This is a genomic window from Caproicibacter sp. BJN0012, assembly GCF_035986805.1.
In the GTDB taxonomy this organism is placed as follows: Bacteria; Bacillota; Clostridia; order Oscillospirales; family Acutalibacteraceae; genus Caproicibacter.
In genome coordinates, this window is the sequence record NZ_CP142518.1 from 1383538 (window position 1) to 1407523 (window position 23986).

General features: G+C 53.9%; 21 protein-coding genes and 1 tRNA gene. 13 read left to right on the forward strand and 9 right to left on the reverse strand.

Annotated features, from left to right (window positions below; genetic code table 11):
• Positions 1–246: 246 nt before the first annotated feature.
• Positions 247–1788, forward strand: a complete 1542-nt coding sequence (locus VA597_RS06595) for an L-lactate permease (protein WP_128742006.1) — start codon at positions 247–249, stop codon at positions 1786–1788.
• Between the two features lie 75 nt (positions 1789–1863).
• Here the strand turns inward: VA597_RS06595 and VA597_RS06600 are convergent, their stop codons facing one another.
• On the reverse strand, positions 1864–3537 hold the full coding sequence (locus VA597_RS06600; protein WP_128742007.1) for an L-lactate permease: 1674 nt from the start codon (positions 3535–3537) through the stop codon (positions 1864–1866).
• Between the two features lie 1472 nt (positions 3538–5009).
• Positions 5010–5366, reverse strand: a complete 357-nt coding sequence (locus tag VA597_RS06605) for a hypothetical protein (RefSeq protein ID WP_326975563.1) — start codon at positions 5364–5366, stop codon at positions 5010–5012.
• A 91-nt stretch (positions 5367–5457) separates the two neighbouring features.
• On the opposite strand from VA597_RS06605, the gene VA597_RS06610 reads away from it, so the two are divergent.
• Together VA597_RS06610 and VA597_RS06615 are read left to right on the forward strand one after the other, a co-directional pair.
• Positions 5458–5994, forward strand: coding sequence for a chromate transporter (locus VA597_RS06610; RefSeq protein ID WP_128742008.1), 537 nt, complete (start codon positions 5458–5460; stop codon positions 5992–5994).
• Positions 5991–6560 carry a chromate transporter gene (locus tag VA597_RS06615; protein WP_128742009.1) on the forward strand — a complete coding sequence of 190 codons (570 nt, stop codon included), beginning with the start codon at positions 5991–5993 and terminating at the stop codon, positions 6558–6560. The genes VA597_RS06610 and VA597_RS06615 overlap by 4 nt, the downstream gene beginning before the upstream one ends.
• A gap of 91 nt (positions 6561–6651) precedes the next feature.
• Here the strand turns inward: VA597_RS06615 and VA597_RS06620 are convergent, their stop codons facing one another.
• Together VA597_RS06620 and fumC are read right to left on the reverse strand one after the other, a co-directional pair.
• Positions 6652–7809: an NAD(P)-dependent malic enzyme gene (locus VA597_RS06620; RefSeq protein WP_128742010.1), complete on the reverse strand. Its 1158-nt coding sequence runs from the start codon at positions 7807–7809 to the stop codon at positions 6652–6654.
• 14 nt (positions 7810–7823) lie between these two features.
• Positions 7824–9188: a class II fumarate hydratase gene (gene fumC / locus VA597_RS06625; RefSeq protein ID WP_128742011.1), complete on the reverse strand. Its 1365-nt coding sequence runs from the start codon at positions 9186–9188 to the stop codon at positions 7824–7826.
• Positions 9189–9671: 483 nt separating this feature from the next.
• On the opposite strand from fumC, the gene VA597_RS06630 reads away from it, so the two are divergent.
• The 3 genes from VA597_RS06630 to VA597_RS06640 all read left to right on the forward strand — a co-directional run bounded on the left by VA597_RS06630 (position 9672) and on the right by VA597_RS06640 (position 10862).
• Complete coding sequence (locus VA597_RS06630) at positions 9672–10061, forward strand: NusG domain II-containing protein (protein WP_128742012.1); 390 nt, start codon at positions 9672–9674, stop codon at positions 10059–10061.
• A 57-nt stretch (positions 10062–10118) separates the two neighbouring features.
• Positions 10119–10628, forward strand: coding sequence for a Gx transporter family protein (locus VA597_RS06635; RefSeq protein WP_128742013.1), 510 nt, complete (start codon positions 10119–10121; stop codon positions 10626–10628).
• A gap of 147 nt (positions 10629–10775) precedes the next feature.
• A tRNA-Ser gene (locus tag VA597_RS06640) sits at positions 10776–10862 on the forward strand.
• Positions 10863–11205: 343 nt separating this feature from the next.
• Here the strand turns inward: VA597_RS06640 and VA597_RS06645 are convergent.
• The 5 genes from VA597_RS06645 to VA597_RS06665 all read right to left on the reverse strand — a co-directional run bounded on the left by VA597_RS06645 (position 11206) and on the right by VA597_RS06665 (position 16381).
• Entirely contained in the window at positions 11206–12045 is an 840-nt protein-coding gene (locus tag VA597_RS06645; protein ID WP_128742014.1) for a hypothetical protein, read from the reverse strand.
• A gap of 227 nt (positions 12046–12272) precedes the next feature.
• Positions 12273–13550 (reverse strand): aminotransferase class I/II-fold pyridoxal phosphate-dependent enzyme, encoded by a 1278-nt coding sequence (locus VA597_RS06650; protein WP_442861489.1) that lies wholly within the window; start codon positions 13548–13550, stop codon positions 12273–12275.
• Between the two features lie 141 nt (positions 13551–13691).
• A complete protein-coding gene (locus VA597_RS06655) occupies positions 13692–14084 on the reverse strand; it encodes a bacteriohemerythrin (protein ID WP_128742015.1) in 393 nt (130 codons plus the stop codon).
• Between the two features lie 35 nt (positions 14085–14119).
• Entirely contained in the window at positions 14120–15514 is a 1395-nt protein-coding gene (asnS, locus tag VA597_RS06660; protein ID WP_128742016.1) for an asparagine--tRNA ligase, read from the reverse strand.
• A gap of 93 nt (positions 15515–15607) precedes the next feature.
• Positions 15608–16381 carry a C39 family peptidase gene (locus VA597_RS06665; protein ID WP_326975564.1) on the reverse strand — a complete coding sequence of 258 codons (774 nt, stop codon included), beginning with the start codon at positions 16379–16381 and terminating at the stop codon, positions 15608–15610.
• A 425-nt stretch (positions 16382–16806) separates the two neighbouring features.
• Here VA597_RS06665 and VA597_RS06670 point away from each other — a divergent pair, with 425 nt between their 5' ends.
• The 7 genes from VA597_RS06670 (at position 16807) to whiA (ending at position 23957) form a co-directional block, all read left to right on the forward strand.
• Positions 16807–18222, forward strand: coding sequence for a preprotein translocase subunit SecD (locus tag VA597_RS06670; RefSeq protein ID WP_128742018.1), 1416 nt, complete (start codon positions 16807–16809; stop codon positions 18220–18222).
• Complete coding sequence (gene secF, locus VA597_RS06675; protein WP_128742019.1) at positions 18219–19337, forward strand: protein translocase subunit SecF; 1119 nt, start codon at positions 18219–18221, stop codon at positions 19335–19337. The genes VA597_RS06670 and secF overlap by 4 nt, the downstream gene beginning before the upstream one ends.
• A gap of 115 nt (positions 19338–19452) precedes the next feature.
• Positions 19453–20418 (forward strand): HPr(Ser) kinase/phosphatase, encoded by a 966-nt coding sequence (gene hprK / locus VA597_RS06680; protein WP_128742020.1) that lies wholly within the window; start codon positions 19453–19455, stop codon positions 20416–20418.
• Between the two features lie 14 nt (positions 20419–20432).
• Entirely contained in the window at positions 20433–21167 is a 735-nt protein-coding gene (locus VA597_RS06685; RefSeq protein ID WP_128742021.1) for a phosphatase, read from the forward strand.
• Between the two features lie 20 nt (positions 21168–21187).
• The gene (gene murB, locus VA597_RS06690; protein ID WP_128742022.1) at positions 21188–22096 is read left to right on the forward strand and encodes a UDP-N-acetylmuramate dehydrogenase; all 909 of its coding nucleotides are present in this window, start codon (positions 21188–21190) and stop codon (positions 22094–22096) included.
• A 16-nt stretch (positions 22097–22112) separates the two neighbouring features.
• Entirely contained in the window at positions 22113–22973 is an 861-nt protein-coding gene (gene rapZ / locus VA597_RS06695; protein ID WP_128742023.1) for an RNase adapter RapZ, read from the forward strand.
• Positions 22974–22988: 15 nt separating this feature from the next.
• Positions 22989–23957, forward strand: coding sequence for a DNA-binding protein WhiA (gene whiA, locus VA597_RS06700; RefSeq protein ID WP_128742024.1), 969 nt, complete (start codon positions 22989–22991; stop codon positions 23955–23957).
• Positions 23958–23986: the final 29 nt, after the last annotated feature.

The window sequence follows — 23986 nt, forward strand, 5'->3', positions numbered from 1 at the left end:
GGGGAGAGGAGGGAAGCAGATATCCGGCACACGAAAGGAAAGAGTACCGATCGTGCCCGGCATTCCCGCGATGAATCCATATTTATTTCTTTCCATCTGGTTTAACTGTTACTGGTTAAACAGTGCCGGGTGAGGCGCAGCGCCGATTTTCCGGACCGCGGCCGGAAAATCTTTCGCTCTGTATGCCGCAAAAGCATACTTTGTCCCAGTCCGGCACTGTTTAAATCAATAAAAAGGGGAGAGAGTATGACATTCGATTTTCTGATTGCGCTTATTACCCTTGTCTGGCTTATCATAGGCTTTATCGTTCTGAAGTTACCCGGCCATATCTGTTGTCCCATCGGTCTTGCAATTTCCGCAATCCTCGCAATGGCTTGTTGGCATACGTCCCTGCTGAATACCTTTACCGCCGCGCTGGAAGGCGTGGCTATGGCCGTTTGGCCCATTGGCATTATTGTCATTGCGGCTATCTTTGTATATAACCTGTCTGTCAGGACAGGGGGCATGGAAGTCATAAAAACGACTCTGTCCTCTATTTCCGCCGACCGGCGCATCCAGGTCCTTATCGTTGCCTGGGGCTTCGGCGGCTTTCTGGAGGGCGTGGCCGGCTTCGGTACTTCCGTAGCGATCCCAGCCGCCATTCTGGTCGGATTGGGCTTCCATCCGATTGAATCCTGCCTGATCTGCCTGATCTCCAACGCGCCCGTGGCAGTGTTCGGCTGTATTGGAATCCCGGTGCTCACTGCCGCCTCCCTCACAAACGCCCCCGCTACCCAGCTTGCCGCTTACATCGCTCTGCAGCTTGCGGTGCTGACCGTTGTCTGCCCCCTCTTTATGGTGCGGGTATCCGGCAAAATCAAGGGCGTGCTTCTCATCACGCTTGTATCCGGCATCGCCTTTGCCATTCCTTCTTACATCATCGGTGCCTCCGTGGGCCCGGAACTGCCTACATTGTTTGGTGCCGTCTGCTCCTTGATCGTCACTGTTCTGATGGCCAAGTTTATGTATAAGGATACCAATCCAGAGTATTTCCTTGACGGAGTTTCAGATGCCCGGGCCAAGATGAAGGAACTTTCCAGGAAAAAGATATTTCGGGCCTGGTTCCCTTTCCTGCTGATTTTCCTGCTTCTGATTGTCACTTCTAATCTGTTTCCGCCCATTAATAAGGCAATTGCTGCCATCAAAACGCCCGTACATATTTACACCGGTCAGGCAGACAGCTTATACACCTTTACTTGGATCGGCACCCCCGGAGTCATCATCATTATCGCGGGCATCATCGGCGGATTTGTCCAAGGTGCAAAGCTTTCCGATATTGGGAGCGTGTTTGTTGCTTCCATTAAACAGATGTACAAAGCCGTTATCACCATCGTATCGATTATCGCCATTGCCAAGGTCATGGGCTACAGCGGTATGATCAGCGCGATCGCACTGGGATTGGTTGCCATCACCGGCCCCATGTACCCGTTCTTCGCACCCATCATCGGGGGAATCGGCACTTTTATTACGGGCAGTGTTACCTCCGCGTGCGTTCTGTTCAGCAGCCTTCAGGCCCAGACCGGCTCTGCCCTTGGCATCAGCCAAAGCTGGCTCATCGCGGCAAACGGAGCAGGTGCCACCGTGGGCAAGATTATTTCCCCTCAGTCCATTGCCATGGCTGCCGCAGCTACCGGCTGTGTCGGAGAGGATGCCACCATTATCCGCAAGGCCATTGTATATTGCATTATATTTTTGCTTTTCCTTTCCGTAGTCAGCTATGCCGGCGTCTACCTGTTTCACATTGTCTGAAGAAAAGAGAAAAGCCTGGCTTTCCGCTTCAGCGGAAAGCCAGGCTCCCTGAAAATTCATTTCCGTCCTGCGGGGTTATTTTGCCGCAGCGAGCGGATAAGGATTGAATCCGGAGGCAATCATGGCACCGACAATGATAACGACGATGGCGCAGTAAATCAGGCAGGGCCAGATATTGGTGCGGATGATTCTTCCTTCGTTGCCGTTGGTTCCGGTGGTGGCGCAGGCAGCGACCACGTTATTCACGCAGATCATGTTGCCGATGGCGCCGCCCATGTTCTGCAGGGCCACAATCAGCACTTCGGGCATCAGCAGAATGGAGGCCGTCTCAAACTGCAGACCAGCAAACAGGGTGTTGGAAACGGTATTGGAACCGGACATGAACGCACCGAGAACGCCGATCAGAGGAGAAACAACCACAAACGCTTTGCCGGCGATGTCCGCAAGACCCTTCGCCATGAGGAAGAGCATGGAATCCAAACCGCTTGCGTTGACGTTGGAATAGCGGAACACATAGACCATCGCTACGCCGAAGAAGAGGGCGATCGCCGCGCCTTTGCACTGGGTGAAGGATTCAGACCAGGCTTTCTTGACCTCGTCGCCCTTCATGCCGTGGAGAGCAATGGTGAGCAGTGCCACGATAATAAAGGGGGCGATGCCCGGGTTGTATAAATATTTGAAATCCCAGTTGAGGTCTTTGACGCCGAGGATGTTCTTGATGGAAAGAATAAATGGCGCGTTGTTCAGGACGGCCTTCAGGCCGATTGCGGGGATGCGGGTGAGCACCAGCCAGAGGGCGATGATAAGGTAAGGGGTCCAGGCTTTGAGCAGCGGCATGTCGCTGACTTTCGTCTCAGGAATCTCGACGGTGGAGAGCCAGCTCTTATCCCATTCGCTCTGGTCGGCGAACCTCCAGACTTTTTTCGGCTGCAGGAAGCCCTTTCTGGTGATGGCCAGAATTGTAAACAGGGTGATGATAGCAGCCACGAGGGAAGTCAGCTCCGGGCCGATAAAGGTGGCAATGATCACATAGATGATACAGAACTCAGCCCCGGTGAAGAGGCAGAACGGGAGAACCGGCAAAGCTTCCTTGAAGGATTTGTTCTTGCCAAACAGCTTTACCAGAATACACACGCCGATGAAGATGATGAACATACCGCCGATGGCGTGAGGAATCGCGGTCCATTTGGAAAGAGCCATCTTCCAGGCCTCCGGGTCCCCGCCCCTTGAAGCGACAACGTCTTTCACACAGCTGAAAGCAGTGTTTGTCGGGGTTCCAACAGCGCCGTAGCTGACAGGCGTGCTGTTATAGATCAGGGCCGTAATGGCGGCCGCCAGCGGGGGGAAGCCGACGCTGATCAGCAGCGGGCCGGCCAGGGCGGCCGGGGTGCCGAATCCGGCGGCGCCCTCGATGAACGCGCCGAAGACGAAGCCGATGATGACGGCCTGAACGCGGGCGTCGGGAGTCAGCCCGTTGAACATGCGGTTGATGGCCGACATGGCTCCGGAGTGCTTCAGGGTGTTCATGATCAGAATGGCGCCGAAGATGATGAACAGGACTTCAAGAGCGCTCAGGAAGCCGGCAACCGTATAGGCGGCGACACCCTGAAAGCTCATCTTCCAGATGGCCAGGGCAAAGATGCAGGCCAGAATCCACGCGAGAGGAAGCGCGCGCTTTGCGGGCCAGTTCATTGCCACCATGAGAATAATCACTACCACGATAGGAATACACGCTATCAGTGCATACATAGACATTCTCCTCCCAATACTTTTTTCATTTTTATCAGTGCGAACCTTGATTCACGATGACCGCAATGCCGCTGGGATGACCGTTTTGGACGCGACGATGCCCTTGTCCCTTGCGATTCTTCGCCATTGCAATTGTTTGGGAAGCGCGTATTTCATCTTTCTGTTTTCCGCAGTCCGCTTTTTTCAGAGTGCGCAATCAGACGGCACATCAGATTTCAAGATGTGCGCCGGATTCCAAGAACCAGCCCCCTGAATGGGTTTGTCCCCGAGCGTACGCGTAAAACTCGCTGAAAAGCGCCTTGGACACTTTCGCAGCCTTTTTGAATGATGGTTGCTAGAGAATGAATTATAATGTATCAGAGAAAAAAGAAGGTCGTCTCAGCCGGTCCATTTCAGTGTTCTACCTCGTGAATCTGACGTGCCAGAATTTCCACGGCATTCCCATCGCCGTCATGTTTTTGACACGCTGATGCGGGTCTCAACCGAACGGTACGCCGATATAAAAACACAATGAATATCAGTGCGAACCGGTTCAGCCATGCAGAACCCAACATAAAGTTGCAGCCGGCGCGGTGCGCGGTCTTAAAAATTGCATTCGTTAAGACGGCCACCGACATTTGGTTTTCATTAATGAATCGCATTCGCTATGTAAGCGGCGCAGACGATATGCAAGGAAACACTTGCGCCCGTCCAGGAATTCTGCCTCAGACCCTAAGCATCGTTGGCGGTGTGTTCCGGCTTGGGCACAGATCTGAATATGGTCGACTGTAATAGCCGCGTTTTTGCCGTCAGCCAGTTTATAATCGTCCTGCCGAGGGGATCAGCTGCCGCGTATTGCGCTGTTTTTCCCCTTTGGAACAATTTTCAGCCAGCCGGCGTGGTTAAAATGATGGAATCTCTGCCTCAACCTTTCACTGCCCTTTACCGTTTAAGGAAAATGCGCTAAATCTCCTTTCCAAGTGTGTATCAGGTAATAAACAGCAGAGATTTGCCATGAATGTTGCGGATGTTTCGTCCGGCATGATTCTTTCACTGCTTTTGCCGCCTGCCGGGCTGCTTCCGCCTCCGCGCATCACAACGGGGATGATGCGCCGTTGCACATCCTGTAACAGCGGACGATTCCTTGAAGAAAGGAATGTGTGACCATGAATTGAATCATTTTTACGTCTTGGGATTTATGATTCTCGTCCTCGGTGATGTTTTCTCTTTCTTGCACGGATCCGGGATTCACAGCATTTTTTGAGACCAGGTATGTCTTCAATTTTCTTACTTGGCATTCCACTCCCCCTCTTTTAGTGTAGGTATGAATTTCTCCCGTCCAGAAATCCAAATCTATTATATGGCGAAAGTGTCCAAAGGTCAAACAATTTTTTTCAAAACAATATGGATTTTTTATAAAAACTGGTTTTGTTTGTTTTTTATTAAACGGAAAGGTTACTTTATTCCGTGGTTTTTTCATCCCATACGGTTTTCTATCCGCCTGGGTCTGTTTTGAGATTCGCTTTTTTCAATAAGTAAATTATTATTTGCTGTGATTGTGAAAGATAATTTATCAAAAATTCAAAAACGGTAAAATATGACAAGGATCGGAGATCATAGGGCAGTCTCTCCCCTTGTATTTTTAAACTTTTTTCATGTATTAAGGCTTTTGAGTGAGGATATTTTTCGATATCCTCATTTTTTGTCCAATGCGGTTGCCTTTCGTCGCTGCGCGGTGAATTTAAGAATTCTCCCCCGATGATAATCTCTGGAAAAATTGCCAGACGTAGATATTGCCACACTTCTATGATATAATGATGAAAAATATGGAAAAAATACGATACCGCCATATTGTCATTAAAAAGAGACTGAAAAATGCCGGTTTCTCGGAGACTTGGGATGAAATTCCAGCAGTCTCATGTCATGGAAAGGATTTTGCCGATGACTGAATTTATTGACCTTTTCTTTACTTTTTCTAAAGTTGGAGCTCTCACGTTCGGAGGCGGATATGCGATGCTTCCAATCCTGCAGAGGGAAATTGTGGAGAATAAAAAGTGGGCTGAGGACAACGAGCTGGCGGACTACTACGCAATCGGGCAGTGCACGCCGGGGATTATTGCAATCAATACTGCTACCTTTATCGGCTACAAAAGGAAAGGGGTGGCCGGCGGTATTGTCGCAACGCTGGGGTTCGTTTTTCCGGCTCTGATCATTATTACAGTGATCGCGGCTTTTCTGCAGAATTTCGCGGATCTGCAGGTGGTGAATGATGCTTTTGCCGCCGTGCGTGTCTGCGTTTGTGTCCTGATCCTGAATGCTGTGATCAAGCTGGGCAAGAGCTCTATAAAGGATAAATTTACCTTCGGCATCTTTTTCTGCATTGCCCTGCTCGCCTTTTTTACAGACCTTTCGCCGGTTCTGTGGGTGGTGCTTGCCGCAGCGGCGGGTATTCTGATGAAAGGCGGAAGGCGCGCATGATTTACCTCAGATTATTTTTTGAATTCGCAAAGGTCGGCCTTTTTGCCATCGGAGGCGGCCTTGCGACGCTGCCGTTTCTGACGGATCTCGGCAACGCTACGGGGTGGTTTACCCAGGCTGACCTTGCCAACATGCTTGCAATTTCGGAATCCACCCCAGGAGCGATCGGCATCAACATGGCGACCTATGTGGGTTTCCGAGTCGCTTCGATTCCCGGGGCGGTTCTCGCAACGCTGGGATTGATCACGCCGTCTATCGTCATCATCATTATCATTGCGCGTATGTTAAAACGCTTTCAGCAGAATCATTACGTTCAGGATGCCTTTTACGGGCTGCGTCCGGCATCCACCGGTCTGATCGCCGCGGCTGGCATGGGTGTTGTCGTCATTGCCATTCTGACGGTGGATCGGTTTTCGCAGACCGGGAATCCGCTTTATCTGGTAAATTGGAGGGCTCTTGCACTTGCTGTCGCTCTGTTCTTTGCAATGAAGAAAATCAAATGGCATCCGGTGGTATTTATCGGCATTTCCGCCGTCATCGGGGTGCTGTTTCATTTCGGGAGCTGAGTGTTTCTTCCTTCCGATGAAAAGCCCTGCCGCAGATTATCCGCGACGGGGCTTTTGGATGATTCGGGCCCAAGCGGCAATTCATCTTTTTTTACCGCCGGGCTGACCACTCCCGCACGACGGCATCCGCAACGGCATCCGCGACGGTTTTGTCAAAGGCGGAAGGGATAATGTATTCCGGACCGAGCTTGTCCTCGGGGATCAGGCCCGCAATCGCCTTCGCGGCGCAGTGTTTCATGGACTCCGTGATTTCCGCCGCGCGGGCTTCCAGCGCGCCCTTGAAGATGCCGGGGAAAACGAGGACGTTGTTGATCTGATTCGGGAAGTCGGAACGGCCGGTGCCGATGACGAGGGCACCGCCCTTTTTGGCTTCGTCCGGCATGATCTCCGGCGTGGGGTTCGCCAGGGCGAAGACGATCGGTTTGTTCATGGTTGAAACCATCTCCGCCGTGACCAGATCGGGGCGGGAGACCCCGATGAAGACGTCCGCGCCGCGCAGAACGTCGGAAAGTGACCCGTGCTCTTTGCCGACGTTGCTTCTCAGGGAAATTCTCTCCTGCGCGGGGGTCAGTTCTCCGTCCCCTTTGCAGATGGCCCCGTGAAGGTCGCACAGAATGACATTGCCGAATCCCATGTCCAGCAGAAGGCTGCCGATCGCGATGCCGGCGGCACCGGCGCCGTTGATGACGATCTTTGCTTCACCCATTTTCTTGCCGGTCACCTTGAAGGCGTTGATCAGGGCGGCGGCGACGACAATGGCGGTGCCGTGCTGGTCGTCGTGGAAGACCGGAATATCGCAGAGCTGTTTCAGCCTTTTTTCCACCTCAAAGCACCGGGGAGCGGCGATATCCTCCAGATTGATCCCGCCGAAGCTCTTGGAGATCAGGTGAATGGTATCGACCAGCTTGTCCGTGTCCTGCGTGTCGACGCAGATCGGGAAGGCGTCCACGTCCCCGAACTCCTTGAACAGGGCGCATTTTCCCTCCATGACCGGCATCGCCGCGGCTGGGCCGATGTTTCCCAGCCCGAGCACCGCCGAGCCGTCCGTAACGACGGCGATCAGGTTTCCCCTGCGCGTCAGATCCCACGATCTGCCGTAGTCCTTCGCAATTTCCCGGCACGGCTCCGCCACTCCCGGCGTATAGGCGAGGGAGAGGTCCTCCCGCGTCCGGATCGGGCAGCGGGACATCACCTCGATCTTTCCATTCCATTTTTCGTGCGCTTTTAAGGATTCGTCGTATATGTTCATTGTTTTAATTCCTTTCAGGTCATATCTTCGGGATGAAAGACTTCGTCAAACTTTTCTGCGGTGATGAATCCCAGCGAGACGGCCGCTTCCTTTAGCGACAGATTTTCCTGGAATGCTTTCTTCACCGTTTTCGCCGCGTTGTCGTAGCCGATATAGGGGTTCAGCGCGGTCGCCAGCATGAGAGAATGAGTGAGATTGTACCTCATTTTTTCTTTGTTCGCAGCGATGCCGCAGACGCAGTTTTTGCGGAAGGAGCGGATGCAGTCGCCGAGCAGGCGCACCGACTGCAGAAAATTGTAGATGCACACCGGCATGAACACGTTGAGCTGGAAATTGCCCTGGGAGGCTGCCATGGCGACCGCCGCGTCGTTGGCCATGACCTGGACCGCGACCATCGTCACCGCCTCGCACTGCGTCGGGTTGACCTTGCCGGGCATGATGGAGCTTCCCGGCTCATTCGCGGGAATCGAGATTTCGCCGAGCCCGCAGCGGGGCCCGCTCGCCAGCCAGCGCACGTCATTGGCGATTTTCATCAGGTCGGCCGCGAGCGCCTTCAATGCCCCGTGAGCAAAGACGAGCTCGTCTTTGGCCGTCAGCGAGTGGAACTTGTTTTCCGCCGTGACGAATTCTTTTCCGGTCAGGCCGCTGACCTGCCGGGCAACCTCTTCGGCGAAGCCCTCGGGCGCGTTCAGGCCGGTCCCGACCGCCGTGCCGCCCAGGGCCAGCTCCTTCACCTGCGGGAGGGCGGCTTCGATCATCGAGAGAGATTTTTCCATCATGCCGCGCCATCCGCTGATTTCCTGCGAGAACCGGATCGGCGTCGCGTCCTGCAGGTGAGTTCTCCCCGTCGTGGCGACCCCCTCGTTTTCCCGCTCCAGCCGCCGGAATTCCGCGGTCAGCGCATGGATCTCCGGAATCAGCCGGTCCTCTATGGCGAGCGCCGCCGCGATGTGCATGGCGGTCGGGAAGGTGTCGTTGGAGCTCTGCGACATGTTTACATGGTCGTTGGGGTGAAGCAGCCTTTTGCCCGCCATTTGATTTCCGCAGTTTGCAATGACTTCGTTGACATTCATGTTCGACTGCGTGCCGCTGCCGGTCTGCCAGACGACCAGCGGGAATTCTTCGCTCAGCTCTCCCGCGGCGATCCGGTCGCAGACCCGGCAGATCAAATCGCACCGCTCGCCGTCCAGCTTGCCAAGCTGGCGGTTGGCAAGCGCCGCCGCTTTTTTCAGGATCCCGAACGCGCGGATGATCTCGTCCGGCATCCGCTCCGTCCCGATCCGGAAGTTCTGGAAGCTCCGCTGCGTCTGGGCTCCCCACAGACGGTCCGCGGGAACCTGTATTTCTCCCATCGAATCGTGTTCCGTCCTGTATTCCATAACCAAAGTCTCTCCTTTTCACATTGAACCCGGCGGCTGTCCGGCCTCTGGCAGTGCGTGCTCTAACGATGGCGCATCGTCCTGCTTCATTCAGCCGCCGGATTTTTCCTGCCGCTTTTTCCAAATGATCCGCTGCAGGGTCAAAAATTTTCGCAGACTGCTTCTATTCTACCATTTCACGGCAAAAAAGCCAGCGTTTCACGGACATTTATTGCGATATTTCCACCGGATTTCACGTCCGGCGCATATACATTCGCAATGCGCCCTTTCTTGAAAAGCGCATTGACCATCCTTGACTTTTGTTTTCACAAATCCTATAATAATTATCTGTTTGGTGAATATGGTATGGGCATTTCTTGACTGTTGTCATATATTTGCCGTACTCTTACCGGGAGCCTTTCAGGCCGACGATTGAGAATTCCTGTGTGGCGGCCTTTGAAAACGCATCGGGGAAGGGCTTTCTGTAATCTGTGTGGAGACATTATGAAGTTTATAAAAAAGACGGACTTTATCATTCTTTTGGTTCTATTGGTCGTCTGTTCGTCGGGATGGCTGTTTTACCAGAAAGAGTATGGCTCGAAGGCTGCGGTTGCCGAGATTTATTATGAATCGGAGCTGGTTGAAACCGTTGACCTGACAAAGGGGATTGACCGGAGATTTTCGATTCCACAAAACAAGCATGTGATATTCCACCAGTATGGCGACGGGAGCATTTGCTTTGAGGAATCCAACTGTCCGGATAAAATCTGCATTAAATCCGGCAGGCTGAAAACTGTCGGTCAGAGCGCAGCCTGCCTGCCGAACCGGATCGTGCTGAAGATCGTGGCGAGGGACGGCGGAAAGACGGATGGCCCGGATATGGTCATCGGTTAGGGTGTGGATATGCTGCATCAGGGAAAACGGCGGACCAGCCCCCGAAAAGATCGCTGGATGAGTTCTGTTGAAATCAGAAGAATGGTTATTACGGCACTGCTGTTCGCGGCGGCGCTGGTTTTGACCGTAGTCGAGTACCAGGTCCCGATTCCCATGCCGGCTCCCGGGATCAAGTTCGGACTTTCAAATATCGTTGTGATGTACTCTCTCTTTTTTCTGAAGAAAAAAGACGCTTTCACTTTGGCAATTTTGAAATCCCTGTTTGTTTTTTTGACCCGGGGAGCGGTTGCCGCGTTTTTAAGTTTGTGCGGCGGGGTTCTGTCCATTGCTGCGATGATTCTATGCATGCTGATTTTCAGGGAAAAGATTTCTTATCTGATGGTCAGCATTGTCGGGGCAGTTTTCCATAACACCGGACAGATTGCCGCGATATCCCTGTTATACACCAATCTTCTGCTCTGGACGTATTTCCCCGTTCTGCTTTTTTCGGCTGTAATCGCCGGATCGGCAACGTCCGCGCTTTTAAAAATCACGCTGCCCGCCCTGAAACATCTGGATTTGCAGTGAGAAAGGTGTTTTCGGCAAAGATACGGCGGATGTCTTTGGAGTCGGTGACAAAAATCCGAATTTTATATGGAAAAGGCTTGATTTTTCAGATAAGGTCCGATATAATAGTTAAGTCGGTCGGGAATGGATCCGTCCGATGCGCCAGTTGGAGAGGTATTCTAATTGGTAAGGAGCCACATTGGAAATGTGGTGCACCGCAAGGTGTTGCGTGTTCGAGTCACGTCCTCTCCGCCATCAAAAAAGGCACCCTCGCGAGAGGGTGCCTTTTTTGATGGCGGGACGCGGCCCAGTGCCGCACGGTCCAAGTTGCGACCTCTTCGCGGAAGAAGCTGAGGAATAATAAAATCCCGAAAGTCAGCAGTAATGCGGCTTCCGGGATTTTTATTTTATCGGGAATTCGTATTTGGGTTCTTATGCCCGCTTTCCGGCGCCGACGCGCCGGCAACCGGCAAAAATACGCGGGATATGGATTATTCCGGGCTGAAACGGTAATTGCGTGTTCAACGTACTGTCAGCCCTGCTGATGGTGAGCCGCTTTTCCCGGATACCCAGCCGGGGAGGGGCGGGTATTTTATTTTCAGCTTAGACTAATTTCTGCATTTTGGATTTTAATATACTGCCCGTTTTCCACCGAGATATATTTATCTCCTGAAAAATTATCGTTGGAAATTATGGATGTTAACAAATGAGAACTATCGCTTGAAACTTCAACATAAGCGGAGCTGTCAGTCGCATGGACTTTATATTCGCCCGCTTTCAGGTCTTTCCCAACTTTATACATTCCGGAAGATATTTTTCCCGCCGTTTGACTGATTGCCGGTGCATCATTGATCGCGTATATGTCTGCATATTGTACTGTAATGTATTCTCCATCGCTGACAGTTATAATACTCCGATTTTCAAAATTGTCATTTGCAACGATAGAGTCCAATGTTCCTGACGAATCCTTCGCAACTTGGAAATATCCAAAATCAATAGATTTACTATTTGAAATCATAACATATTCACCGGCAGGAATGTCGGATCCTACTTTGTACATCCCTTCTGGATATTTTTTTACAACAGTAATAACAAAATGTCGTGTTGCAGACTGCCCCGGCAGCGTTGTGTAAATTGCGGATGTAGTTCCAACATTGCCGATCGCTTTTACTTTGAAATAGTAAACATCGTTTCCGTTGGAATCTTTCGATTTAACTGTGTTCAGCGTTTGCAGGACGGTTCCGTCCCCGGCCACAATATTCGGGTTTGCGTGGGTGCCGTGAACGGTAAACTTCACCTGATAGGTTTCTCCCTGCGTGCGGGTAAAAGACGTTGTAGTATCACTTTCTACGTAGGGAGCAGAAGCGGCAAACACCGGAACCCCTGTAAAAGCGACTGCCAAAGTGATCGCTAATGACAGAATTCTCATTTTTCTCATTTTTCTTCCTCCATTTTGTTGACATATTGGCCTGATATGCTACAATGCTTTTGGAGGATTCCTACCGGGAATTTTCGCTTTTCCCGCTCTTTCCTACGGCGGGTAGGGGAGAGCGGCTTTTTATTCGCCATGCCCGCGCTATTGGAGTATGTGAAAAGCCCTGTTTGCCGCCCTATCCTGCCGCTATTCCATTCCGGCGGAATGATTCGGCTCCATGGGACAGGTTTTCAGGTTTTGAGCAGCTTTTCCGCCGCGGCCAACTGAACGCAGATGCAGAATAGATCGATCGCCTGTCTCAGCTCCTCAACGGGGGGAAAGGTGGGCGCGACGCGGATATTGCTGTCCCTTGGATCCCTGCCGTACGGATAGGTTGCCCCCGCGCCGGTCAGCTTTACTCCGGCCTCGGCGCAGAGCGCAACGACCCGCTTTGCGCAGCCTTCCAGAACGTCCACACTGATGAAATATCCGCCGTTTGGCTCCGTCCAGGACGCCACGCCTTTTCCTGCGAGCTCTGTTTCCAGCTTATTCAGCACCGTCTTGAACTTGGGCGCCAGCAGTGCGCGGTGGCGGGCCATATGGGCGCGGACCCCGTCAAGGTCTTTCAAAAACCGTGCGTGGCGGAGCTGGTTCAATTTATCCGCGCTGATCGTCTGGTAGGAATAGCGCTTTTTCAACGCTTCAAAATCGGAACTGCCGGCCGCCATGGCGGCAATGCCGGCGCCGGGATAAGTGATTTTGCTCGTGGAAGAGAAGAAGAACGCGAGGTTGGGATTTCCGCGCCGTTCGCATTCCTTCCAGAGATTCAGCAGGCTGTCTGGCGTTTCCGTCAGGTCGTGGACGCAGTAGGCGTTATCCCAGAAAATCCGGAAGTCCTTTGCCGCCGGCTTCAGCCCCGCGAAACGGCGCACGGTTTCGTCCGAAAAAGTGATGCCGGTCGGATTCTGGTACTTCGGCACGCACCAGATCCCTTTCACGGAAGGGTCCTGGACCAGTTTTTCCACGGCATCCATATCGGGGCCATCCGGCGTCATCGGAACGATGATAAGATCAAAGCCAAAGTATTCCGTTATCGCGAAGTGTCTGTCGTACCCGGGCGACGGACACAGGAATTTCACATTCTTCTGACGGCCCCAAGGCGCACAGCCGGAAAAACCGTGCGTCATTCCGCAGGCGACCGCATCAAACATCATGTTGAGGCTGGAATTCCCGCCGATGATGACATGATCCGCCGGCACTTCCATCAGATCGGCCATCAGACGGCGCATTTCGGTCAGGCCGAGCGGAACGCCGTAGTTTCGGCAGTCTTCCCCGCTTTCAGAGTACAATGCCGAGGAAGAACTGACAAGATCGAGCATTTCCGAGGACAATTCCAACTGGTCCCCGCTGGGTTTGCCGCGGGCCATATTCAGATTGAGCTTTTGTTCCTGAAAGCGTCGGTAGCGTTCCAACAGTTCCGCGTAAGTGTGTTCCAACTCCTGTTTCGGCATTGACAAAAAGTCCAAAATGCGCATCTCCTTCAATAAAATGCAGAATATCGATTCGAAACATCCTTTATTTTAGTATGTGACAGTAAATATTGCAAGTAAAATTATCGCTCCTGCATTTTGCCGGAGCGGTTTTTCCATCCGAACCGGAGTCTTTCTATATTATTGCTTTATGTATTGGGCCAGCTCAGAATCCACTTTTTGAATGTGGTTCAGCAGCCAGTCCATTAAAAAGTAGTTGGTTTTGGAGATCGTGGCGATATTGGCGCCGTTATTCTGCACATCGTTTTTCAGTTCCGCAATTTTGCCGGTAAAGAACTCATGCAGCTTTTTGTGCTCCGCCACCTTGGGATATGCGCTGGCACGCTGAAGCTTTTCTTCGTCGCTGAAATGCTTGATGGTATAGCTTTCAAGAAATTCAATCGTGCCGACCAGCTCATCCTTGCCGCGCCCCTGGCTGCAGGCGGCCAGAAGCCTGTCGATCCGGTCACAGAGCTCTTTGTGCTCGCTGTCGATCAGAGAAACGCCGATTTTCAGATTATCATTCCACATCATGGTGGCATACCTCCTAAAAAGTTGATCCGTTTTCCTTAAAATTCAGCCGAGCCCGTTGTGCGCGGGAACGGAATCACGTCGCGGATATTGGAAATGCCGGTCAGATACATAACGAGGCGCTCAAAGCCGAGGCCGTAGCCGGCATGCTTTGCGCCGCCGTAGCGCCGGAGGTCGAGGTACCAGCGATAGGCGTCTTCGTTCATGCCGGTTTCCTTCATCCGCTGCTCCAGAAGGTCCAGCCGCTCTTCGCGCTGGCTTCCGCCGATGATTTCGCCGATGCCGGGCACGAGAAGATCAACGGCAGCCACGGTTTTTCCGTCGTCGTTCCGGCGCATGTAGAACGCCTTGATTTCTTTTGGGTAATCCGTTACAAACAGCGGCTTTTGAAAGACCTGCTCGGTCAGGAAGCGCTCGTGCTCCGTCTGAAGGTCAGTCCCCCATTCCACAGGGTATTCAAAGCGGCTGTTTTCCTTTTTCAGGATTTCGACCGCATCGGTGTAGGTGACGCGCGCAAAATCGGAATTCGCCACGTGATTCAGCCGGTCGATCAGGCCCTTGTCGATGAACTGCCCGCAGAAGGCGAGATCATCGGGGCAGCGCTCCATGACGGAGCGGATCACATCGCGGATCATGTCCTGCGCCAGCTCCATGTCGTCGTCCAGGTCGGCGAAAGCAATCTCCGGCTCGATCATCCAGAATTCTGCCGCATGACGCTGCGTGTTGGACCGCTCCGCGCGGAACGTCGGGCCGAACGTGTAGACCTTGCCGAAGGCCATTGCCATGCATTCCGCCTCCAACTGGCCGGAGACCGTCAGGGACGTGTGACCGCCGAAAAAGTCCTGGGAAAAATCCACTTTTCCCGCTTCGCTCAACGGCAGACGGTCCAGGTCAAAGGACGTTACGGTGAACATTTCGCCGGCGCCTTCCGCGTCGCTGCCGGTGATCAGCGGCGTATTCACATACAGAAAGCCGCGCTCCTGAAAAAAGCGGTGGATCGCGTAAGCCGCCGCCGAGCGGATCCGGAACGCGGCGCTGAACGTGTTGGTGCGCGGGCGGAGATGGGCCACGGTGCGAAGGTACTCGAGGGAGTGCCTCTTTTTCTGAAGCGGATAGTCGGGGGTGGAAGCGCCCTCCACCCTCACTTCCGCCGCGTGGATTTCCAAGGGCTGTTTCGCCTGGGGAGTAAGTGCCACGGTTCCCGTTACGGAAATCGCGGTTCCTACGTTCAGCTTGGCGACGTCTTTGTAATTATTAACTTTTCCGTCTTCAAAGACGATTTGAATGCCTTTGAATCCGCTGCCGTCGTTCAGGTCGATAAATCCGAGAGTCTTGGAATCGCGGATCGTGCGGACCCAGCCCCGCACCGTTACGGATTTCCCTTTCAGCGTCTCCGCCTTTTGATATATTTCGGCAATATCTGTCTTGTTCAAATTTTCTGATCCTCCCTAAAACCGATAACTGTCCTTATTTTATATCAATATTTTCCAAACCGCAAGGCTAATAAGCGTGAAAAATTCCGAAACTCAGGTTGAGGTGCGGGAAACGGAACGGACCGTGACCGCCTGTTTTCCCAGAGCGCGGTATCGGTCTTCCACCAAAGACTTGCGATAGCTCACCGCGCCGCCGGAATCAAGGGGGTCGTTGAAATAGTATTTTTCCGAGTCGAAGCCGACCATTAAAAGGCAGTGTTCCCCCGCGATCCATTGAAAATTCCCGCCGGTATCCGCAAGGGTCCAGCTTTTTCCAATGCCGGGCTCTCCCATATCCACGGTAGCCCAGATCAGGACGGGCGATCCCTTTGCAATATAATCCCGCGCCAGTGCGTCCAGATCCGTTCCGGTCAAATTGGCGGCTTCTTTTTTTCCGCCTTCCCAAAAATAGGAGTCGACGACGGCTGTGAGAACCGGAGCGTAACAGCCTAAGCCGTCCCCGGACCGCGGATCGCCGATAAACGCCTGGTTCGGGCTCATGCCGTATACGGCGTTGCCGTCGCTGAGAAGGGAGGATTTCGGCGTGCGCTTTATGATTTCGTCCGCCGTGGTACTGCATCCATAGTAATTCAGAAGCATCATGGCGCTGACCAGTTCGCACCCGGTGGGCAGGACTCCTTCCTGACTGAGATGAGGCACGCTGATAAGGGTCCGGCCGGGATTCGCGGGTTTTTGGCTTTCGCTTGCCGATGCCGGTTTGGACGCCGTAACCGCGGCACTTTTTTCACGGGGAACGTTCGCTGTTTTCGTATGAATACGGCAGAAAGTAAAATAGCTGGTACAGCCGGCGGCCAGAGCAAAAGCCAAAATGATGAATCGAGGCCATTTTTTCCGTCCGTGCCCGCGCTGATGATGTTCCTTCAAAAAGATCGCTCCGTTCCTTCAGCCTATGATTAGCCTATGATTGTGGGACATATCAGGAGTATACCGAATTTCGGACAGCTTGTAAATAAGCAAAATTCAGCCGCCCGGTCGCGGGCGGCTGAAGACGTCCGCGCCCCGTTTGTTCCGCCGGATTTGAAGACCGTGTATTCCGGGTACAGCACTTTCGGAAACGTCCCGGAAGGAAATGCCTTCCTTCCGTACTCCGGAGTCGGCAGCGACGGCTTTTTTATGCGGGACGGCATTCGAATATGGCGCGAAACCAATTGACATTTTAGAGTTACAACAATATAATTAGGGTTGTACGTCTGCGAAATTCGCGGAAAACCAACATATTGGAGGATTCACGCATGAAGCGAGTACCAAAACCGGTGTTTTTCATCGTCGCCCTCCTCATCCTGCTTTTAACCTACACTTCCATTTTTGGCATCAAGGGAAAAAACGGGGATAACACGACCACCTATATTAAAGGGGTCGGAGATATCAGATGGGGAATCGATATTAACGGCGGTGTGGAGGCGACATTCTCGCCGGCCACAAAGACAAAAGCAACAAAAGAACAAATGGATTCGGCGGAATCGATCATTAAGCTCAGGCTGGTGAACAACAATATCACCGACTATGAGGTTTACACCGATTATAACCATGACCGGATCATCGTTCGTTTTCCGTGGAAAAGCGACGAAAAGACTTTTGACCCGCAGAGTGCCATCGACGAGCTTTCCGCCACCGCGCTTGTAACCTTCCGCGAAGGAGGGGAATATACCACCGAGACAACCGGCTCGGATGGACAACCTGTCTATAAAACGCCGAAGGGCACGACCGCTTCCAGCATCATCCTGCAGGGCAGCGATGTGGTGAGCGCCAAGCCGGAGCTGACCCAGAACAGCACGACCGGGCAGTCCACCTATCAGATCGCACTGAAGCTGAGCGACAGCGGGACCGAGAAATTTGCCGAGGCGACCAAACGCCTGAAAGGCCAGACGATTTCGATCTGGATGGACGATGTGAGAATCTCCGCGCCTACGGTTGACGAAGAGATCCCGGACGGCAACTGCGTCATCAATTCGCCCAACGGCTTTACCGCGGCGGAGGCCTCCTCTCTGGCCAACAAGATCAACGCGGGCGCGCTTCCGTTCAAGCTGACAACAACCGGCCTGAATACCATCAACCCGACTCTTGGCAAGTCCTCCCTGAATGCCATGGAGCTTGCGCTGGTGATTGCTTTCGCGCTGATCGCCCTGTTCATGGTTTTCGTTTTCCGCCTGCAGGGATTTGTCGCGGTGATCTCCCTGCTCGGGCAGGTTGCGCTGATGTTTGCTGCGGTTTCCGGATATTTTCCGTTTATCAACAGCTTCACCATGACCCTGCCGGGCATCGCCGGCATCATCCTTTCCATCGGCATGGGCGTCGACGCGAACATCATTACGGCGACGCGCATCAAGGAAGAGCTTTGGGCCGGCAAGACGCTGGGGATGGCGATTGCGAGCGGCGATAAAAACAGCTTCTCCGCGATCTTCGACGGAAACATCACCACGGCGATCGTGGCGGTCATTCTGATGCTGGTCTTTGGCCCGACCAACATCCTTTCCATGATTTTCGGCGTGTCGACCACAGGCACGATCTACTCTTTCGGCTACACGCTGCTGATCGGCATCATTGCCAACTTTGTGTTCGGCGTGTTTACGACGAGAATGATGTCGAAATCCCTTTCCGGATTTGGTTTTGCCCGGAGTAAATGGTTGTATGGAGGGCCGAAGGAATGAGAACTTTTCAAATTAAATTTTATGAAAATCGAAAGATTTTCTTTGCGATTTCCCTTGGCATTATGGCAATCGGCCTCCTCTTCAACATTATTTTCGGCGTCAAGCTGGACATCAATTTTAAGGGCGGCGCCATGATCAAGTACTCCTATTCCGGAAGTATCGACGCGTCGACGGTCACGGGCGTCGTTGAAAAAACGGTGAACCGCAGCGTTTCCACGGGGATCAGTCAGGATATTAAGTCCGCTTCCGGCGACCAGACGCTGAATAATGTGACCCTTACGTTTGCTGGCACGGATTCTCTGACGGTCGACAATCAAAAGGCAATTCAGACAGCCCTGAACAAGGAATATCCGAACGCGAACTTCCAGATTGTCGAATCGAACTCGGTGAACCCAACCATGGGCCGGAGCTTCTTCCTGAAATGCCTGGTCGCGGTTTTGCTCGCGTTCCTTCTGCTGGATTTTTATATTGCGGTCCGTTTCCGCAAAATCGGCGGGACGGCGGCTGCGGTTTTCGCCATTGTGGCTTTGCTGCACGACGTGGCGATGGTCTATTTCACATTTGTCATTTTCAGGATTGCCCTGGATGCCAACTTTATCGCTGTGGTCCTGACCATCTTGGGCTATTCGCTGAACGATACGATTGTCGTGTATGACCGAATCCGTGAAAACCGCAGGCTGCTCGGCCTGAAGGCGGGCTACGGCACGCTGGTTGACACCAGCATCAACCAGACCTTTACCCGCTCGGTTTACACGGCGGCCACCACGTTTATGTCCGTCGCGGTGGTGTTTGTAGTCGCCAGTTTCTATCATCTGACCAGCGTCACCACGTTTGCCCTGCCGATGATGATCGGCGTGGTGAGCGGGGCCTATTCCTCCATCTGCATCGCCGGGCCGCTTTATGTCATGTGGGAACAGCGCAAAGTGAGATCAAAAGCTGCCAGACTGGCGGCAGGGCCGGCGGGGCCGAAGGCTTCCGAGCCGGTGCCCGCGGCACAGGTCCCCAATGAAAATCCGGAAGGAAAGTCCGGAGCTTCCGCGCAGCCGGGCAAACCCAAACAGTCTCCCAAAACCAAGCAGAACCCTAAACCCAGAGGAAAGAAAAGAAAACGTTAGAAGTCGGATAAGCCGGCGCGCTGAAAGCGCGCCGGCTGTTTTTTCGCGAATTGCTTTAAAGTTTTCCGCTTTTGAGCTATAATAATCCTAAACAAACTGGAAAGCAGGTAGTAGCATGTCTGCAAAATACACCGTGCCGCTCTCAAGAGTTATGAAAGAGCTGTCCCTGAATGTCATCAGCATGCCATGCGAACCGGACGAGATCCAGATTTCCTCCATGGATGTCAACAGGCCCGGTTTGGAACTGAACGGCTTTTATGATTATTACGACACCAGCCGGATCGTGATTTTCGGCAATGCGGAGTCGGCCTTCCTGGATTCAATCTCCGCGCAAAAAAGAGAAATCGTGCTTGGGGCGATGTTTTCTCAAAAACCGCCGGCGGCGATCATCGCCCGAAACCTGAAGCCGGTGCCGGAGCTTTTGGAGGCTACCAAAGAAAACGGCGTGCCTCTGCTCAGCACGCCGGAGACAACCTCGAGCCTGGTGGCCGCGCTCGTTTCCTTCATGAATGTGGAACTGGCGCCGCGCATCACCCGGCATGGAGTTCTGGTTGAGGTTTACGGCGAAGGGATCCTGCTCGTCGGCGACAGCGGGGTGGGCAAAAGCGAGACCGCGATCGAGCTGATCAAGCGCGGACACCGGCTGATTGCCGACGACGCCGTGACGATCAAGCGTGTTTCCGCAAAATCGCTGGTCGGCGAAGCGCCGGACAACATCAAGCATTTTATCGAGCTCAGGGGCATAGGTATTATCAACGCGAGAAGGATTTTCGGCATGGGGGCCGTCAAGGTGTCGGAAAAAATCGACATGGTCATCAACCTTGAGCTTTGGGACAATCAGAAGATCTACGACCGGATGGGAATTGACAGCGAATATACCGAGATCCTGGGAATCAAGGTGCCTGTCCTGACGATCCCCGTCAAGCCGGGCAGAAACCTGGCGATCATCATCGAGGTCGCGGCCATGAACAACCGCCAGAAAAAGATGGGTTACAACGCTGCGGAAGAGCTGCTCTCCAATTTGGGGATGGACCTTTCGGCCATGCAGGAAACGGAAAAAAAGCTGGATCTCGATTTGTAGAAAGGCAAAATACCATGAACCTGATTGCGGATACCCACACCCATACCATCGCTTCCACACATGCTTACTGCACGCTGACGGAAATGGTTCACGCGGCGGCCGGCCGGGGGCTGTTTGCAATTGCGGTCACCGATCACGGACCGGATATGCCCGGTGCGCCGGGACGGTGGTATTTTCATAATCTGAAAGCGGTTCCCAGGAGGCTGGAGAATGTTCTTGTCCTCCGGGGAGAAGAGACGAATGTGATCGATTTTGAGGGCCGGACGGACCTCACCCGGGAGGACGCGTCCTGCCTGGACTGGGTCGTTGCCTCCATTCATGAGGTGACGATGCGGGACAAGGCCCCGACCGAGGAGAAAGTGACGAAAGCCTGGCTGGCAATTGCGGAGAATCCTCTGGTCCGAGTCATCGGCCACAGCGGCTCTGAACTGTACCGCTACGACTATGAAAGAGTTCTTCCGGTATTCGCGCAAAACGGGAAGCTGGTGGAGCTGAACGAGGCCTCCTTCACAGGCAGAACCGAGTCGATTCCAAACTGTACGCGGATTATGAGGCTCTGCAAAAAACACGGCGTGCCGATCATTGTCAATTCCGACGCGCATTTTTCATCCCAGGTCGGATGTTTCGAACGGTCTTTGCAATTGTTGGAGGAGATCGATTTTCCGGAGGAACTGGTTGTAAATTCAAGCGTACAGCGCTTTTCCGCCTATTTAAAGCAATACACCGGCGCGTTTTCAAATTCCGATTGAAAGGGACGGAGGGCAAGCCATTGAATCTTTTGGAAGAACTGGAACAGTCGGCGAGAAAACTGGAATGCGAAACCTATCGGGACGAGCCGATGAGCCGTCATACGACCTTCCGGATCGGCGGCCCGGCGGACCTGTTCCTTGTCGTGAACGACAGGCAGGCGCTTCGTGAAGTCTGCCGGAAGGCGCGGGAACTGGAGATAGGCCTCTTTCCGCTCGGAAACGGCTCCAATCTGCTTGTCAGCGACGCCGGAATCCGGGGAGCCGTCGTTTCCCTCGGAAGTGGATTCCAGAAGATTGAACCGTGCGAGGGACATGAACTGGAGTGCGGGGCCGGGGTCTCGCTGGGCGGGCTGTGCAAATTTGCGCAGCGCCATTCCCTGAGCGGGATGGAGTTTGCCTGGGGAATCCCGGGCTCTGTGGGCGGAGCCGCCTTTATGAACGCCGGTGCCTATGAGCATTCCGTGTCGGAGGCGATCAGCGCGTGCAGCCATGTTTCCCCGCAGGGAACGGCGGGAATTTTAAAGGGAGAAGACCTTTGCTTTGGCTATCGCCAAAGCGCCTATACGGGCAATGGCTGTATCATCACGTCCGTCCGCCTGAGGCTGAGGCCGGGTGATCCGGAGCGGATTTCCTCCGAGATGCAGGAGCTGTACCAGCGGAGAAAATCCAAACAGCCGCTTGAAATGCCCAGCGCCGGCAGCATATTCAAGCGGCCGCCCGGACACTATGCGGGCACCCTGATCGAGCAGTGCGGCCTGAAAGGCCGGCGCGTCGGAGGGGCGATGGTCAGCGAAAAGCACGCCGGCTTCATCGTCAACGCGGGGGGCGCCACCTGCGGCGACGTGCTGCGGCTGATTGGGATCATTCAGGAAACCGTATTTCGGGAAACCGGAGTCCGGCTGGAATGCGAAGTGAAACAGATTGGATGACATCCCGGAGGATTCTATGGAATTTTTGATCGTGACCGGACTGTCCGGGGCTGGGAAATCCCGCGCGATGGACGCGCTGGAGGACATCGGTTTCTACTGCGCGGACAATATTCCCCCAAAGCTGATCCCGACCTTTTACGAGCTTTCCCGGCAGGCGAAAGGATCCCTGTCGCACGTGGCGGTCGTGACGGATATCCGGGGCGGAGACATGTTCTCCAGCCTGCTGGAAACGCTGGATCAGATGAAATCGGACAGCAAGGAATATAAGCTGCTGTTCTTGGATGCGAACGATTACGTTCTGGTCAATCGCTTTAAAGAGACGAGGCGCAAGCACCCGCTGGCGGACAACTGCCTCGGTTCGCTGGAGCAGGCGGTCCGGCTGGAACGCGACGTGCTTCGCCCCGTGAAAGAGCGCGCCGATTATGTCATCGATACCTCGCTGCTTTCCCCGGCGCAGCTGAAAAAGCGGATTTCCGGGCTGTTCCTGGGGGACGCTTCCGATGCCCTGATGATCCATTGTATCTCGTTCGGATTCAAATACGGCGTTCCGGCGGAGGCGGACCTTGTTTTCGACGTGCGGTGCCTTCCCAACCCGTATTATGTGGAGGAACTGAAAAATCTGACGGGTCTGGACGAGCCGGTGCGCAGTTACGTGATGAAATGGGACCAGACCAAAGGCTTTGTCCGCCGGTTTCTGGACCTGATCGACTACATGATCCCGCTCTACTGCGGCGAGGGCAAAAGCCAGCTTGTCATCGCCGTCGGCTGCACCGGCGGGCATCACCGCTCCGTCACGCTCACGGAGCTTCTGTACAATCACCTGCTGCAGCAGAATCTGCGGACAAGCGTCAACCACAGGGATATTCAGAAACAGTGAGGTTTGAAGAAAGCCATGTCTTTTTCTTCGGAGACAAAAAGAGAGCTTTGCCGCATTGAGGCGGCGGATTGCTGCCAAAAGGCGGAAAGCTACGGGATCCTGCTGTTCGGCAGAAGCTTTTCTCCGCTTTCCGTCTCGCTGACGACGGAAAGCAGGGAAACGGCCGAACGGGCGGCGGAACTTGTCGCCCGCACAGCCGGCGTCTGTGCGGACATATCCGTTTCTTCCCCGCGGCGCGGGGACAGGCGGAGCTCCTATACGGTTTCGGTGCCGGGGGAAAATCAGATTGAGCAGGTGCTTCATCAATTCGGCCACACGGGCCGCGAAATCAATCTTCGGATCAACCTTGCCAATCTGGAAAACGACTGCTGCCGCTCCGCTTTTCTCCGCGGGGTGTTCCTCTCCTGCGGCACGGTGACCGACCCTTCCAGGGACTACCGGCTGGAATTTGTGGTGCCCTATCGGAATCTTGCCCGGGACCTCACGGCGTTTTTAAAGGATATTTTCGAACTGGACGCGACCCCCGGCGTGATTAGCCGGAAGGGCTCGCTTGTCGTTTATCTGAAGGGCGGCGAACATGTCGCCGACCTGCTGACCTTTCTCGGAGCCGGAGGGGCCGCGATGGAGCTGATCCAGGTCCGCATGCTGAAGGAAGTCCGCAACGACGTGAACCGAAAGACGAATTTCGAGGCCGCGAATCTTTCGAAAACCGCGTCTGCCGCCGCCAGCCAGATGATGGCTTTGGAGAAGATCTTCGCCTGCGGCGGCATGTCGGCGCTGCCGGAAGAGCTGCGGGACCTGGCCCTTCTGCGCTACCGGAATCCGGACCTGTCCCTGCGGGAGCTTGGGCGGAGCCTGAATCCGCCGCTCAGCCGGTCCGGAGTCAACCACAGGCTGCGCCGCATTCTGGAGCTTGCGGACCGCCTGCCCCAAAAAGCGGGCGGAGCGACGGCGGAGGAGAATCACCCGGCCGGGGGCGCCTGATTTGGGACCATGTAGGTCAAAGCTCATCA